Here is a 13,311-nt window from a genome sequence, read left to right as displayed (position 1 = left end):
CGACCGTCCGTCAGAACAGCTCGTGGTCCTTCGCCTTTTGGGCCGCGTCCTTGCTGCTTTTGCCGCCGATCTTCCGCAAAATGTTGCCCACGTGGTTCTTCACGGTGCGCAGCGACAGGAACGACTTCTCCGCGATCTGCGTCTGGCTGTAGCCCTCGTGGATCATCGCCAGCAGCTGAACCTCGGAAGGCGTCAGCAGCCGCTTGAACTTATCGGTCTCGTATTCCCGCTCCAGCCGCTTCAGCCGGCGGAATTCCTCCAGCATATGCCTTGCGGCCGCCGCGTCGATGGCGGACCGGTCCGCCGCCGCCTGCCGGATCGCCTCGGGAATGGCGGCGAACTCCGACTTCACGAGATAATTGACCGCGCCCGCCCGGAACGCCTCCGCGACGAACGCCCGATCCTCCATCGAGGTCAGCATGACGATGCGCGCCCGCGACGCCGCGGCCAGCTCGCCCGCCAGCCGCAGGCCGTCCGGACTGTCCGCCAGCATGATGTCGAGCAGGATCACGTCGGGCGCCGTTTCGGCGGCCAACGCGAGCGCGGCGCCCGGTTCGTCCGTCTCGCCGGCGATCTCCATATCCGGCTGCGCGTTCACGTAGGCGGCCAGCCCCCTCCGCCAATCCGGGTCGTCCTCGACGAGCATGACGCGTATCGTTGTCCCGTTCATCGCCGGCCTCCTCTCGTTCGCGCGCGTCTCGACGCGCGGAAATGAAACCGCACGGTCGTTCCCTTGCCGGGCTCGCTGCTGATCCGCAGCTCTCCGCCTTGGCGGCTCATCAGCTGGGCGCAATAGGCCAAGCCGAGCCCGAAATTCATGGCTCCGCCGTTCTTCGTCGTATAGAACGGCTCCGTCACCTTGCGCAGCCGCGCCTTCTCGATGCCCGCGCCCGTATCGCGCACTTCGACCGTGCTCCCGCGCTTGCCGCCGAAGACCGCGACGTGCAGCTCGCCGCCGCGCGGCATGGCGTCGATCGCGTTTTGCAGCACGTTATGGATCGCTTCCTTCGTCTGCTCGGGATCCGCTTCGGCGTAGGCGTCGTCGCCGAGCCGCGCATGGACGGCGATCTCCCGCTCGCGCGCCTGCTCGGCGACCGCCGCCAGCTCGCCCTGCGCCAGCTCCGCGAGCGACACCCGCTGCGCCTGCAGACGCAGCTCCTGCGTCCGTTCGTGAACGCTGCGGATCATCTCCTCGATATGCGCCGCCGCGGCGCTCACGACGCCGAGGTCCGCGCGCAGCTCGCCGCGCTCCCCCGCCTCGCGGGCGATCTTGTCGGCGAACAGCTTGATCTTGCCGATGTCGTTCTTGATCGCGTGGTTCAGCATGGCGGTCCCGCTCGTGATCGCGCGGAGCGAGTAGTCGAGCTGGCGCTTCTCGATCAGCTGCTGGACGCCGAGGAAGCCGAAGTTGAACAGCGAGATCAGGAAAATGACGAACGCGAAGCCGATCGGCCAGACGTTGTAGACCCACAGGCGGTAGAAGCCGAAGAGCGGCAGCACGTAATTCATCGTGAGCGCGATCAGCACCGCCGGCATGACGGCCAGCAGCAGCAGCGCGTGCGCGCGTCTCTCCGCGGGATGCACGTGGCGCTTGGCGAGCAGCAGCGCGGTTCCGAGCGCGGCGTACGGCAGCGACCAGACCGCGAGCAGCCCGTAGCGGACGGGATAATCGGCCGCGGGCGGCACCAGCAGCATCGCGAGCGGCGGCACGGCGGCCGCGGACGGCAGCCAGCGGTAGGCCGCGGCCGGAAGCAGGTCCCGGCTATAGGCGGCGCCGAAGCACAGGTAGCCGAACGGCATGCCGTAGTAGCTGGTCCACGAGCAGCCCCGCTGCAGGGCGCGCAGCGCTTGCTCGCCCGAGACGTCGATGGCTCCGCTCGCGAGCCCCGCCGCGATCCAGCCTTCCAGCTGCGAAGCAAGCGCGCCCATCCCGCCGCAAAACGCGACCACGCTCAGCCAGCGCCCCGCCGCGTTCCTTCTGTTGGCGATCAGCAGCAGCCCCGCCGCAAACCATAACGCGATCAAAACGAACAACATCCCCGAAACTCCCCTGCCGACGTTCTGGTCGGAATTTTCTTCATTATAGCATGCAAAACCGGGACCCGGGCACGAATCGCGAGACGAATCGCCGGACGGCAGGCCTACGCGAGGCCGCCCGCCGGCAAACCGCCCGCCCGTACGAAGCCCGCATACAAACAAAAACGCCCCAGCATGCCCGCCCGGGCCGCTGAAGCGTAATCTTTGGTTCTTTAGGATTTAAAGGTTCTATGAACAAGCGCGCCCGGAGGGCGGTATGGGCTCGGAGAAGCGAAGCGTTCGCCTTTCTAGCCGGATTCCTACCTCTACTGTTTCATTCAATCGAAGAAATCCGAACTACTACGGCGATCGCAGCCCCATACCGCCTGCAGGGCATCCCCTTGTTCCATGCGCCTTTAAATCAGGCTCATTTTGTCGCGCCGTCCCGGCGTCTTGCGCTTCTCGACCAGGCGGTTCAGCGCGTCCACGTAGGCGCGGGCGCTCGCTTCGAGAATGTCCGTGCTGACGCCGCGGCCCTGCGCGGATACCTCGTCCTGCTTCAGGACGACGTGGACTTCGCCGAGCGCGTCCTTGCCGTGCGTGACGGACTTGATGGAGTAGTCCTCCAGCTCGACCGTCTCCGCCGTCAGCGCGTCGATCGCGTTATAGATCGCGTCGACGGAGCCGTTGCCTTCCGCGCGCGTCTCCTTCACGCCTTGATCCGCCACGCGGATGCGCAGCGTCGCGCTCGGCGTCGACTTGTTGCCGTAGCTGACTTCGATCTGCTCGAGCGCGTACACCTCGGGCGTATCGACGAGCTTCTCTTCGAGCAGCGCGCGGATATCCTCGTCGCTGACGTTCTTCTTCCGGTCGGCGAGGTCCTTGAACTTCGCGAACGCCGCGTTCACCGCTTCGTCGTCCAGTTCGTAGCCGAGGTCGATCAGCTTCTCACGGAACGCCGCGCGGCCGGAATGCTTGCCGAGCACGAGCTTGGAGTCGACCAGGCCGATCGTCTCCGGGGAGATGATCTCGTACGTCGTCTTCTCCTTGAGCATGCCGTCCTGGTGAATGCCGGATTCGTGCGCGAACGCGTTCGCGCCGACGATCGCCTTGTTGCCCGGCACGACCATGCCCGTCAGCTTGCTGACGAGGCGGCTCGTCTTGGCGATTTCCTTCAGGTTCAGCCCCGTGGTCGCCCCGAAATAATCCGCGCGCGTCGCGAGCGCCATCGCGACTTCTTCGATCGCGGTGTTGCCCGCGCGCTCGCCGATGCCGTTGATCGTGCCTTCGATTTGATCGGCGCCGTTCAGGATCGCGGCCAGCGCGTTCGCCGTCGCCATGCCGAGATCGTCATGGCAGTGCGCGCTCAGCTGGATCTTCTCGATGCCCGGCACCCGGTTCTTCAGCGTCTTGAAGATATTGCCGAACTCCGACGGGTTCATGTACCCGACCGTATCCGGAATGTTGACGACCGTCGCGCCCGCGCGGATCGCCATCTCCGTGACTTGGCACAGGAAGTCCAGTTCCGTGCGGCCGGCGTCCTCGGGGGAGAACTCGATTTTGCTAAAATACTGCTTCGCATACCGGATCGCGCGCTCCGCCGTCTCCAGCACCTGCTCCTTCTCCATGCGCAGCTTATGCTTGCGGTGGATCGGAGACGTGGCCAGGAACAGATGGAGGCATGGGTCTTGGGCGTCCTTCAACGCTTCGCGCGCCGCGTCGATGTCCTGCTCGCGGGAACGGGACAGGCCGATGACCGTCGCGTTCTTCACGGCGCGGGCGACGGCATTGACGGCCGCGAGGTCGCCCGGAGAGGCCGCGGGAAAGCCCGCTTCGATGCGGTCCACGCCCAGCTTCTCCAACTGGTAGGCGATTTCAAGCTTTTCCTTCGTGTTCAGGTTCACGCCCGGAGATTGCTCGCCGTCACGAAGCGTCGTATCGAAAACATAAATTTTGCGCATGAGTTACACCTCGGGCTTTAAGAATAATCCCGGATAGCGAAACGGCCCTGACGTCCATCGCTTCACGCAAGAGACGCAGGGGCCGGTCCGCATATCCGGGCAACATGCATACTATCAGGTTATGACCGGACCGCCCGGTTTAGGAGTTTTACTTCTTGATCCAGTGCATCAGTTCGCGAAGCTGGCCGCCGACCACTTCGATCGGGTGCTGCGCTTCGTTGCGGCGGGTAGCCGTCATGAACGCGTTGTTGGATTGGTTCTCCAGGATGAAGTCGCGCGCGAACTTGCCTTGTTGGATATCGGAAAGAACGGCTTTCATCGCTTTCTTCGTTTCGTCCGTCACGATGCGAGGGCCCGTTACATAGTCGCCGTACTCCGCCGTATTGGAGATGGAGTCGCGCATCGTGGAGAGGCCGCCTTCGTACATCAGATCGACGATCAGCTTCAGCTCGTGCAAGCACTCGAAGTACGCCATCTCCGGCGCGTAGCCGGCTTCGACCAGCGTTTCGAATCCTGCTTTGACGAGCGCGGTTGCGCCGCCGCAGAGGACCGCTTGCTCGCCGAACAGGTCGGTTTCGGTTTCTTCGCGGAACGACGTTTCGATAACGCCCGCGCGCGTGCAGCCGATGCCTTTGGCATAAGCGAGGCCGATCGCTTGGGCGTTGCCCGTCGCGTCTTGCTCGATCGCGATCAGGCCGGGAACGCCGAAGCCTTCCACGTACGTACGGCGAACCATGTGACCCGGCGATTTAGGCGCTACGAGCAGCACGTCGTTGTCTTTGCGGGCCTTGATTTGGCCGAAGTGCACGTTGAAGCCGTGGGAGAACATCAGGGCCGCGCCTTGCTTCAGGTTCGGCTCGATTTCTTCTTTGTATACGCGCGCTTGCGTTTCGTCCGGCATCAGAATTTGTACGACGTCGGCCAGTTTGACCGCTTCGCCGACGGACAGCACTTCGAAGCCGTCGTTTTTCGCCTTATCGGCGGATTTGCCGGCGCGAAGACCGATGATGACCTTGAAGCCGCTGTCGCGCAGGTTTTGGGCTTGGGCGTGACCTTGGGAACCGTAACCGATGACTGCGATTGTTTTGCTTTGGAGTACGCTTTGGTCTGCATCTTTTTCGTAGTACAATTTGACTGCCATGTAAGAAATGCCTCCTTTTATTTGACCCTTTTGAGCGGGTGTTACAGCCGCGGCGCCCGAACAAGCCTTCCGTGCCCGAATCGTCCGCCGCTCTAACCCCCGCTCAAACGAGCGCTGGTTCCTTGCATGAGTGCGTTGCGCGTTGAATGTCCCGTCCCGGGTTACTTCGCGTTGCCGCGGACCATCGCGGTGACGCCCGTGCGGCTCAGCTCGCGGATGCCGTACGGCTTCATGAGCTCGATCATCGCGTCGATCTTCTCCGTGTCGCCGACGACCTGCACCATCATGGAGCCGGTGCCGATATCGACGACCGCCGCGCGGAACGTCTCGACGACGCCCATGATTTCGGGACGCGCCGACGGCTCGGCGCTGACTTTAATGAGGGCCAGCTCCCGCCCGACCATCGGGTTGGCGCTGAGATCCACGACTTTGATGACATCGATGAGCTTGTACAATTGCTTGATGATTTGTTCCAGCGTGTTGTCGTCGCCGGTGGTGACGACCACCATCCGGGACAAGCCGGCTTCCTCGCTCGTCCCGACGGTGATGCTTTCGATATTGAAGCCGCGGCGTCCGAACAAGCCGGATACGCGCTGGAGGACGCCGGGCTGGTCGTTGACCAGAACGGCTATCGTATGTCGTTTCATTCTTCATCCCCCATTAACATTTGATCGATTGTGGAGCCTTGCGTCACCATCGGATAGACGTTCTCGTGCTTGCGGACGACGAACTCCACGACGGCCGGTCCCGGATGGTTCATCGCTTCGGTCCAAGCGGCGCGCGCCTCTTCCTTATTCGAAGCCCGGAAGCCCCGTACGCCGTACGCTTCCGCCAATTTCACGAAATCCGGGCTGCCGGACAGGTCGATGTGGCTGTAGCGGTTGTCGTAAATGAGCTCCTGCCATTGGCGCACCATGCCGAGCACCTGGTTGTTGATGATGACGACTTTGACCGGAATGTTGTTGATGGCGCAGATCGCGAGCTCCTGCGCGCACATCTGCATGCCGCCGTCGCCGTTGATCGAGATGACCAGCCGGTCCGGGTTCGCCATCTGCGCGCCGATCGCCGACGGGAAACCGAAGCCCATCGTGCCGAGGCCGCCGGAGGTGACCCAGGAGCGCGGCTTGTTGAACTTATAAAACTGCGCCGCCCACATTTGATGCTGTCCGACGTCCGTCGTGACGATCGCGTCGCCGTTCGTTTCCTCGTACAGCATCTCGATGACCCATTGCGGCTTCAGCTCGTCTTCGCTGTCCGTGTAACGGAACGGCTTCTCCAGCTTGGATGCGAGCAGCTGCGCGCGCCACGCGTCCGCTTTGGCCGCGTATTGGACGTCTTTGTTCGCCAGCTGCAGCACCGTCTTCACGTCGCCCACGATCGGAATGTCCGTCGGCACGTTCTTGCCGATCTCCGCCGGATCGATGTCGATGTGGACGATCTTCGCGTGCGGCGCGAAGCCGGACAGCTTGCCGGTGACGCGGTCGTCGAAGCGCGCGCCGATGTTGATGAGCAGGTCCGACGATTGGATCGCCGTGTTCGCCGTGTACGTCCCGTGCATGCCCGGCATGCCGAGCCACAGGTCCTCGCCGCTCGGGAACGCCCCGAGACCGAGCAGCGTCGTCGTGATCGGAATGCCCGATTTCTTGATGAACTCGTGCAGCTCTTCGTGGCCGCCGGAGTAGACGACGCCTCCGCCCGCGAGCACGAGCGGACGCTCCGCTTCCTGGATCGCTTTGAGCATTTTGTCGACCTGCAGCTTGTTCGGATTCACCGTCGGGTTATAGCCGCGGATGTTCACTTCCGTGACCGGCTCGAACATCGTGAGCTCCGCCGAGACGTCCTTCGGAATGTCGATGAGGACGGGACCCTTGCGCCCCGTGCCCGCGATGTGGAACGCCTCGTGGATGATGCGCGGCAGATCGGCCGCCTTGCGCACCAGGTAACTGTGCTTCGTGATCGGCATCGTGATGCCGGTGATGTCCGCTTCCTGGAACGCGTCCGTTCCGATCAGCGACGTCGCCACGTTGCCGGTGATGACGACCAGCGGCACCGAATCCATATACGCGGTCGCGATGCCCGTGACGAGGTTCGTCGCCCCCGGTCCCGATGTCGCGATGCAAACGCCGACCTTCCCGCTTGCCCGCGCATAGCCGTCCGCCGCATGAATGGCCCCTTGCTCGTGACGGGTCAGCAGATGCTGGAAGTCCGAGAACCCGTGCATGGCGTCGTAGATGTACAATACCGCGCCGCCCGGATACCCGAAGACGCAATCGACGTCCTCAAGCACCAAGCTGCGAAGCAAAATTTCTGAGCCCGAGATGACCTCCGGTTTTCTCAGTCTTTCCTTGATTTCCTCTTTTGACCTTAACGTTGCTTGTTGAGCGACCATTAAGTCGTCCTCCCTTCTTTAAAAAACAAAAAACCTTCCGTTCCCGAACGCTTATCGCGTCCAGGGACGAAAGGTTGATCTTCCGTGGTACCACCCAGTTTGCCATGCGCCTCGCGACGCATAACCTCATAAGGTAAGCGCGGATATCCTGTCCGTGCATACCTTGGCATCTTAACGTGTGCCCGACGATTCTCCCTAATGCGCTGCGCCCGGAAGGCGGAACTTTTCAGGAAAACAGCTCCGAGGTGAGCTCGTTGGAAAGGGATTTTGGCGCCGGTTTCAGCAGGTCCGCGCGCTCTCTGGAACAAAAGAGCCCTTAACACTTCGTCCTCTTCATAGCCGATTACTTTATGACGGTAAAGCGTCTTCTTGTTAGCTTAGAGCTTATTATATGCTTTGCCGTTTCAAACGTCAAGCCAAAGGATAAGCATTCCCAGAAAAACTTATGTAAGCTTTGGCCAGGGATGCGCGCGGCCCGGACTCCCGACATAGTATATACCACCTTACGCCAAAGAAAGCGGGATGCCTTATGATTCGCGCACGCCATGCGCGCACGGACGACCAGGAAATCATCCGCCTGATCAAGCAGGAGCTGATCCCTCTCTCCTATACAGCATCGCCCAGGGACGCCCAAACGATTCGCGAGCTGCCGAAACGGATGAACGGCGGCGTCTCGCTCGTCTACTCCCGGACCAGGCGCAGCCAGCCGCTCGGCTACATCCATTATTACATCCGCGACGGGCTGCTCCTCTACGACATGCTGGTCGTCCATCCGCAACACCGGGGCAAAAAAATCGGCACGACGCTGATGACGCAAGCGGAGACGCAGGCAAAGGAGCAAGGCGTCACGGTCGCCCGGCTGTTCGTCGACCACGGCAATCCGAGAGCCCAGCGGCTGTATGCCAAGCTGGGCTTTCAGACCGTCCGCTATTATTCGGACCTGCGCTGCTACGAAATGCTCAAGCCGCTCGCGTGACGGCTCAATAGAACGGCCCGTTGGCGAAACCGGGGCCGACCGGCCCCGGGCCGAAGCCCGGACCGAAGCCGGGGCCGGGACCGCAGCACGGACCGCCGAAGCCGCCGTCGAAGCCGGGGCCGAACCCCGGGCCGAAGCCGGGACCGAAACCGCCGAAACCGCCGAAGCCGAACGGACCGGCGAACAGCCCGATGGCGAGCAGATCGAACAGCACGAGCGGAATGATCGCGCGCGTCTGGACTTCTTTGCCGTTCGCGACCGGAACCAGCTGCAGCTGGTTGTGATGCATGCGAACGAGCTTGCCCGTGACGACCGACCCGTCCTTGCGCACCGCATAGATGGTCTTCCCGACCAGCTTCTGCGCTTGTTCTTTTGAAACGCGTGGCATAGGATTTCCTCCTCATGATTGGTTATTCCCATTGCTTGTGTTGTCCCTAAACGGCAAACGCGCTTGCCTGTCATTTGCCCCAGAAGGTTAAACGGCATTGTCCTATACTCTATTCGCTAGCAAGAGAGTTGGATTGTACCGATGTCCCGGAGACATTCCACCAAATCAAAACGCCCCCTTGTCCGAAGACAAGGGGGCGTTTTGCGATTTTGCGGCGTCCGGGTCACCCGATGACCGTCAACTGCTTCGGGAACGTCGTCAGCACCTCGGCGCCGTCCGCCGTCACGAGGACGTCGTCCTCGATGCGGACGCCGCCGACGCCCGGCACGTACACGCCCGGTTCGACGGTGAACGTCATGCCCTCGCGCAGCCGCTCTTCGTTATTGCCGTGGATGGACGGATATTCGTGAATATCCATTCCGAGCCCGTGGCCGAGCCGGTGATTGAACAGCGGGCCGTAACCGGCCGCGGCGATCGTCTCGCGCGCCGCGCGGTCCAGGCTGCCGAACGTCGCGCCGGGACGGATCGCCGCGATGGCGCGCAGGTTGCCGTCCAGCACGGAGCCGTAGATGCGCTTCATCTCGTCCGTGATGCCGCCGACCGCGAACGTCCGCGTAATGTCGGACGCGTAGCCGTCGGCGAACACGCCGAGGTCGAAGAGCAGAAACTCCCCTTCCCGCACCGCCGTCCGGTCCGGCGCGCCGTGCGGCAGCGCCGATTTGGCGCCGGCCAGCACGAGCGTATCGAACGAAGGTCCCTGCGCGCCCAGCTTCTTCATCCGGAATTCCAGCTCGGCGACGAGCTCGATCTCCGTGACGCCCGGCTTGACCAGGGCGAGCCCTTGGCGCAGCACCTCCTCGACGAGCCGGACGGCGCCGCGCATGCGCTCCGCTTCCTCAGGCGTCTTGACCGCGCGCATCTCGCGCAGCGGCAAGCCCGCGTCCGCGAACTCCGCCGCCTCGCCCGCCGCCTCGCGGAGCCCTTCGAAGCGGTTGACCGTAAGGTGGTCCTTCTCCACGCCGAGGCGCCGGATGCCCGCCGGCATCAGCTTGCTCAGCACGGCGTACGCGTCGTCGGTATCGGCGTGCGTGTGAATCGCCGCGACGGACGACGCCGCCCGGGCCGCCTCGTAGTCGAGCGCGGGCACGAGCAGGAACGGCTCGTCGCCGCGGGGCAGCAGCAGCCCGAGAAACCGTTCGTGCGGGTCGCTCGCGAACCCGGTCAAATAATACACGTGCTTCGGCGACGTGACGAGCATCGCGTCGATGCCGCTGCCGTCCATGTACGCTTGCAGTTGGTTGATCCGATTCGTCATCCTTATCGACCGCCTTTCCAGCTCTTATTGTACGTGGCCTTGCCGGAAGTATCCAGCCTCGTTCGCCCGGCCGGCGATCGATGCGTTCTGCGAAGGAGCCGCGCGCGAAGCGCGAAGCCAGCAAAAAAGCGCCCTCCGCTCGGGAGGACGCTTGTTATGCGCAAAAGCAAACTAGGCGTTTACTTTTTGTTTGGCGAGGTTCGCGAACGCGTTGAACGAGCTGATGTCGTTCACGGCGAGGTCGGCCAGCATTTTGCGGTTGACTTCGACGCCCGCCAGCTTCAGGCCGTACATGAATTTGCTGTAGGACATGCCGTTTTGACGCGCTGCCGCGTTGATCCGGACGATCCACAGTTTGCGAATGTCGCGCTTGTGTTGGCGACGGTCGCGGTATGCGTAAAGCAAGGATTTCATCACTTGCTCTTTTGCCGTTTTAAACAGGCGGTGCTTGGAACCGAAATAGCCTTTTGCCAGCTTCAGAATTCTTTTACGACGACGTGCGCGGACGAATCCGCCTTTAACTCTTGCCATGAGTAGAAACCTCCCGAGTGATTAGTAAGAATGTAAATTAACCTTTGATGTTTGCGAGACCTTGAGCCAAACGCTTCACGTCGCCGGAAGCCATGAGCGGCTGCGTGGCCAGAACGCGTTTTTGACGGGCGGATTTGCCCGACAGCAGGTGGTTTCTGTACGCTTTGTAGCGTTTCACTTTGCCCGTACCCGTGATTTTGAAGCGGTCTTTCAGACTGCTGTGAGTTTTCATTTTAGGCATGTGGTGTTCCTCCTCGAAGAATGGGTTAGTTAATCGGTTTCGGCGCCAGGATCATGATCATGCTGCGGCCTTCGAGCTTCGGCACGCGTTCCATGACGCACAGGTCCGCCACCTCGCCTGCGAGCCGGTCCAGAATCTTCTGGCCGACGGAAGCATGCGTGATTTCGCGTCCGCGGAAACGGACGGAGCATTTTACTTTATCGCCTTCGCCCAGAAACTTCACGACGTTGCGGAACTTGGTCTGGTAGTCGTTCTCGTCGATGTTCGCGCGGAACCAAACTTCCTTCGTGTCGACGATTTTCTGGTTTTTGCGGGCTTCCTTTTCTTTCTTCTGCTGCTCATAACGGAACTTGCCGTAGTCCATGATCCGGCACACCGGCGGCTTCGCTGTCGGCGCAACGTTCACCAGGTCCAAGTTCAAATCGATCGCCAATTGCAGTGCTTCACGGAACGGCTTGATACCGAGCTGCTCGCCCTCCGCGCCTACGACGCGTACTTCCCTAGCCCGAATCTCATCGTTGATTTGATGTTCCCTGCTAATAACCTGCCACCTCCAAAGTTTATGAATCGAGAAGTCGCCTTCTCTCAAAAAGACCGGACGGGCTTGGCCCGTTCCGGGCTTTCCGGCAGAAGCAAAAAATGCGGGTCCGCACGGGACCCGCATTCCAATAACCAAGATGGAAGGCATGCTAATCGGCGCAAGGCCGTCTGCCTGTTCTTAATCATCGATCGCAAACCGTTCAGCCGCAGCCGATAGGTGAGAAGCGGGCGCCTCTGCTTATGCGTTTAAGTGATACATGAGCATTTCCAAACATATTACCGAATTAATATAGCACAGCCGGCATTCGCCTGTCAACGGTTATCCGGTCTTTCCGGGCGAAGCCGCTACACCTGCTTGCTCTGCACTTCCTCGAGGCGAAGCACGCGCGTATGCTGCGTATGGCTCCACTGCTTGTTGTTCTGCGTAAAGAACGCGTAAAACGTGATCGGCAGCCAGGACAGCTGGAAAATCACCATCGAGAACAGGTACGCGTACATTTTACCCGACTTGATGCCTTCGAGCATCATGACGAGCGGGAACATGACGACCGTCGCCGCGATCGCGACGATCGCGACCCAGTTCGGGAGGTAGTAGTAAATGGACGCGAACGCGTTGTCCGCCGGAATCAAATTATCGATGTACAGCAGCGCCGTGACGATGAAGCCGATGAACGTGTTGTACACGGAAATCGAGTACAGCGCGGCGTCGAACTTCACGAAGCTGCGCTCCTTGATGCTCTGCCACAGCAGCGGGAAGAAGTAGCTGCGGGCGACGGTGAAGTGGCCCTGCATCCAGCGCAGGCGCTGGCGGGCGGAAGCCTTGAACGTCAGCGGCTTCTCGTCGTACACTTTCGCGTCGTAGTTCAGCACCGGATGGATGCCGCGCTTCACGCAGCGCATGGAGAATTCCAAGTCCTCGACGAGGCTCGTTGCGCCCCAGCCCATCTCCTTCATGAGGCCGGTTTCGAAGCACATGCCCGTGCCGCCCAGGTAGTTGGCCATGTTGAGGTTGCGGCGGGACAGCTGCCACAGCCGGTTGCAGTACCAGTACGTGATCGCGTAGGACGCGGTGACCCAGGAGTCCGTCGGGTTCTTCGTGTCCAGGTAGCCTTGGATGACTTTGTGCCCTTCGCACAGGTCGTTGTTCATGTGCAGCAGGAAGTCGTTGCCGACGAGGTTGTCGGCGTCGAACATGACGATCGCGTCGTATTGGCGCGGCATCGCCCACAATTCCTTCAGCATCCATTCGATGGCGTGGCCTTTGCCGCGCAGATGCGGGTTCGTGCGCTCGCACGCTTGAACGCCGTAGCCGCGGACGATCTCGGCCGTATTGTCCGTGCAGTTATCGCAAATGACGAAAATATCGTACAGTTCTTTCGGATAATCCAGGTTTTTCAGGTTCTCCACGAGCGCGCCGACGACCTGCGCTTCGTTGTGGGCGGCGACCAGGACGGCGAACGACTTCTGCGGCTTATGCTGCGAGGCTCTGCGCTTCTTTACGATGCCGAACAGGGAAATGCTGAATTGATACACGCCGACGAACGCCAAAAAAATTTGAAACAAAATAATGATGGTGTTAATCATTACTTTTTACTACCCCCTTGAGACCCCTTTTTGGTATCTTCTCTCTAGTTTCGTGCCTGTGGTGCCGGGCCGTATGCGGCATGTATAGTTTTTGTAAACCGCGGCCCTACTGATTTTCCATGCTCCGCATGCTTTTGTCAAAGATGGAAATGCCCGCTCAACCGCCAATAAACCGTAGAAAAACGCTTGCATCGGAGACGTGCGGTACGGAAAGGCCGTTTTCTTCCGT

Annotated in this window: 13 protein-coding genes; 1 reads left to right on the top strand and 12 read right to left on the bottom strand. The window is 61.1% G+C overall.

The window, feature by feature from the left end:
• Positions 1-10: 10 nt before the first annotated feature.
• The 6 genes from BMZ79_RS14700 to ilvB all read right to left on the bottom strand — a co-directional run bounded on the left by BMZ79_RS14700 (position 11) and on the right by ilvB (position 7,507).
• The gene (locus tag BMZ79_RS14700) at positions 11-670 is read right to left on the bottom strand and encodes a response regulator (protein ID WP_090641276.1); all 660 of its coding nucleotides are present in this window, start codon (positions 668-670) and stop codon (positions 11-13) included.
• Positions 667-2,037, bottom strand: a complete 1,371-nt coding sequence (locus tag BMZ79_RS14695; RefSeq protein WP_090641274.1) for a sensor histidine kinase — start codon at positions 2,035-2,037, stop codon at positions 667-669. The genes BMZ79_RS14700 and BMZ79_RS14695 overlap by 4 nt, the downstream gene beginning before the upstream one ends.
• A 395-nt stretch (positions 2,038-2,432) precedes the next feature.
• Positions 2,433-3,977, bottom strand: coding sequence for a 2-isopropylmalate synthase (locus BMZ79_RS14690; protein ID WP_090641273.1), 1,545 nt, complete (start codon positions 3,975-3,977; stop codon positions 2,433-2,435).
• Positions 3,978-4,125: 148 nt separating this feature from the next.
• Complete coding sequence (gene ilvC, locus BMZ79_RS14685) at positions 4,126-5,118, bottom strand: ketol-acid reductoisomerase (RefSeq protein WP_090641272.1); 993 nt, start codon at positions 5,116-5,118, stop codon at positions 4,126-4,128.
• Positions 5,119-5,279: 161 nt separating this feature from the next.
• Entirely contained in the window at positions 5,280-5,765 is a 486-nt protein-coding gene (gene ilvN / locus BMZ79_RS14680) for an acetolactate synthase small subunit (RefSeq protein ID WP_090641271.1), read from the bottom strand.
• Entirely contained in the window at positions 5,762-7,507 is a 1,746-nt protein-coding gene (gene ilvB / locus BMZ79_RS14675; RefSeq protein WP_090641270.1) for a biosynthetic-type acetolactate synthase large subunit, read from the bottom strand. The genes ilvN and ilvB overlap by 4 nt, the downstream gene beginning before the upstream one ends.
• Positions 7,508-8,036: 529 nt before the next feature.
• Between ilvB and BMZ79_RS14670 the strand changes: the two genes are divergently transcribed.
• Positions 8,037-8,483 carry a GNAT family N-acetyltransferase gene (locus BMZ79_RS14670; RefSeq protein WP_090641269.1) on the top strand — a complete coding sequence of 149 codons (447 nt, stop codon included), beginning with the start codon at positions 8,037-8,039 and terminating at the stop codon, positions 8,481-8,483.
• A gap of 4 nt (positions 8,484-8,487) precedes the next feature.
• Here BMZ79_RS14670 and BMZ79_RS14665 read toward each other — a convergent pair whose 3' ends face one another.
• The 6 genes from BMZ79_RS14665 to BMZ79_RS14640 all read right to left on the bottom strand — a co-directional run bounded on the left by BMZ79_RS14665 (position 8,488) and on the right by BMZ79_RS14640 (position 13,082).
• Positions 8,488-8,871: a hypothetical protein gene (locus BMZ79_RS14665; protein ID WP_090641267.1), complete on the bottom strand. Its 384-nt coding sequence runs from the start codon at positions 8,869-8,871 to the stop codon at positions 8,488-8,490.
• Positions 8,872-9,094: 223 nt separating this feature from the next.
• Positions 9,095-10,186 carry a M24 family metallopeptidase gene (locus tag BMZ79_RS14660; protein WP_090641266.1) on the bottom strand — a complete coding sequence of 364 codons (1,092 nt, stop codon included), beginning with the start codon at positions 10,184-10,186 and terminating at the stop codon, positions 9,095-9,097.
• A gap of 171 nt (positions 10,187-10,357) precedes the next feature.
• The gene (gene rplT, locus BMZ79_RS14655) at positions 10,358-10,717 is read right to left on the bottom strand and encodes a 50S ribosomal protein L20 (RefSeq protein ID WP_090641265.1); all 360 of its coding nucleotides are present in this window, start codon (positions 10,715-10,717) and stop codon (positions 10,358-10,360) included.
• Positions 10,718-10,754: 37 nt separating this feature from the next.
• Positions 10,755-10,958 carry a 50S ribosomal protein L35 gene (gene rpmI, locus BMZ79_RS14650; protein ID WP_090641264.1) on the bottom strand — a complete coding sequence of 68 codons (204 nt, stop codon included), beginning with the start codon at positions 10,956-10,958 and terminating at the stop codon, positions 10,755-10,757.
• A 25-nt stretch (positions 10,959-10,983) separates the two neighbouring features.
• Complete coding sequence (infC, locus tag BMZ79_RS14645) at positions 10,984-11,481, bottom strand: translation initiation factor IF-3 (protein WP_256252768.1); 498 nt, start codon at positions 11,479-11,481, stop codon at positions 10,984-10,986.
• 362 nt (positions 11,482-11,843) lie between these two features.
• Positions 11,844-13,082 (bottom strand): glycosyltransferase family 2 protein, encoded by a 1,239-nt coding sequence (locus BMZ79_RS14640; RefSeq protein WP_090641261.1) that lies wholly within the window; start codon positions 13,080-13,082, stop codon positions 11,844-11,846.
• Positions 13,083-13,311 lie beyond the last annotated feature (229 nt).

Source organism: Paenibacillus sp. UNC496MF (assembly GCF_900113915.1).
In the GTDB taxonomy this organism is placed as follows: Bacteria; Bacillota; Bacilli; order Paenibacillales; family Paenibacillaceae; genus Paenibacillus_Z; species Paenibacillus_Z artemisiicola.
Note: the sequence above shows the minus strand (reverse complement) of the source record. Positions and strands in the feature narration are given on the sequence as shown.

Excerpts from the sequence above, each read along its gene's own strand:
- BMZ79_RS14700 (WP_090641276.1), bottom strand. The coding sequence starts at position 670 with ATGAACGGGACAACGATACGCGTCATGCTCGTCGAGGACGACCCGGAT.
- BMZ79_RS14695 (WP_090641274.1), bottom strand. The coding sequence starts at position 2,037 with ATGTTGTTCGTTTTGATCGCGTTATGGTTTGCGGCGGGGCTGCTGCTG.
- BMZ79_RS14690 (WP_090641273.1), bottom strand. The coding sequence starts at position 3,977 with ATGCGCAAAATTTATGTTTTCGATACGACGCTTCGTGACGGCGAGCAA.
- ilvC (WP_090641272.1), bottom strand. The coding sequence starts at position 5,118 with ATGGCAGTCAAATTGTACTACGAAAAAGATGCAGACCAAAGCGTACTC.
- ilvN (WP_090641271.1), bottom strand. The coding sequence starts at position 5,765 with ATGAAACGACATACGATAGCCGTTCTGGTCAACGACCAGCCCGGCGTC.
- ilvB (WP_090641270.1), bottom strand. The coding sequence starts at position 7,507 with ATGGTCGCTCAACAAGCAACGTTAAGGTCAAAAGAGGAAATCAAGGAA.
- BMZ79_RS14670 (WP_090641269.1), top strand. The coding sequence starts at position 8,037 with ATGATTCGCGCACGCCATGCGCGCACGGACGACCAGGAAATCATCCGC.
- BMZ79_RS14665 (WP_090641267.1), bottom strand. The coding sequence starts at position 8,871 with ATGCCACGCGTTTCAAAAGAACAAGCGCAGAAGCTGGTCGGGAAGACC.
- BMZ79_RS14660 (WP_090641266.1), bottom strand. The coding sequence starts at position 10,186 with ATGACGAATCGGATCAACCAACTGCAAGCGTACATGGACGGCAGCGGC.
- rplT (WP_090641265.1), bottom strand. The coding sequence starts at position 10,717 with ATGGCAAGAGTTAAAGGCGGATTCGTCCGCGCACGTCGTCGTAAAAGA.
- rpmI (WP_090641264.1), bottom strand. The coding sequence starts at position 10,958 with ATGCCTAAAATGAAAACTCACAGCAGTCTGAAAGACCGCTTCAAAATC.
- BMZ79_RS14640 (WP_090641261.1), bottom strand. The coding sequence starts at position 13,082 with ATGATTAACACCATCATTATTTTGTTTCAAATTTTTTTGGCGTTCGTC.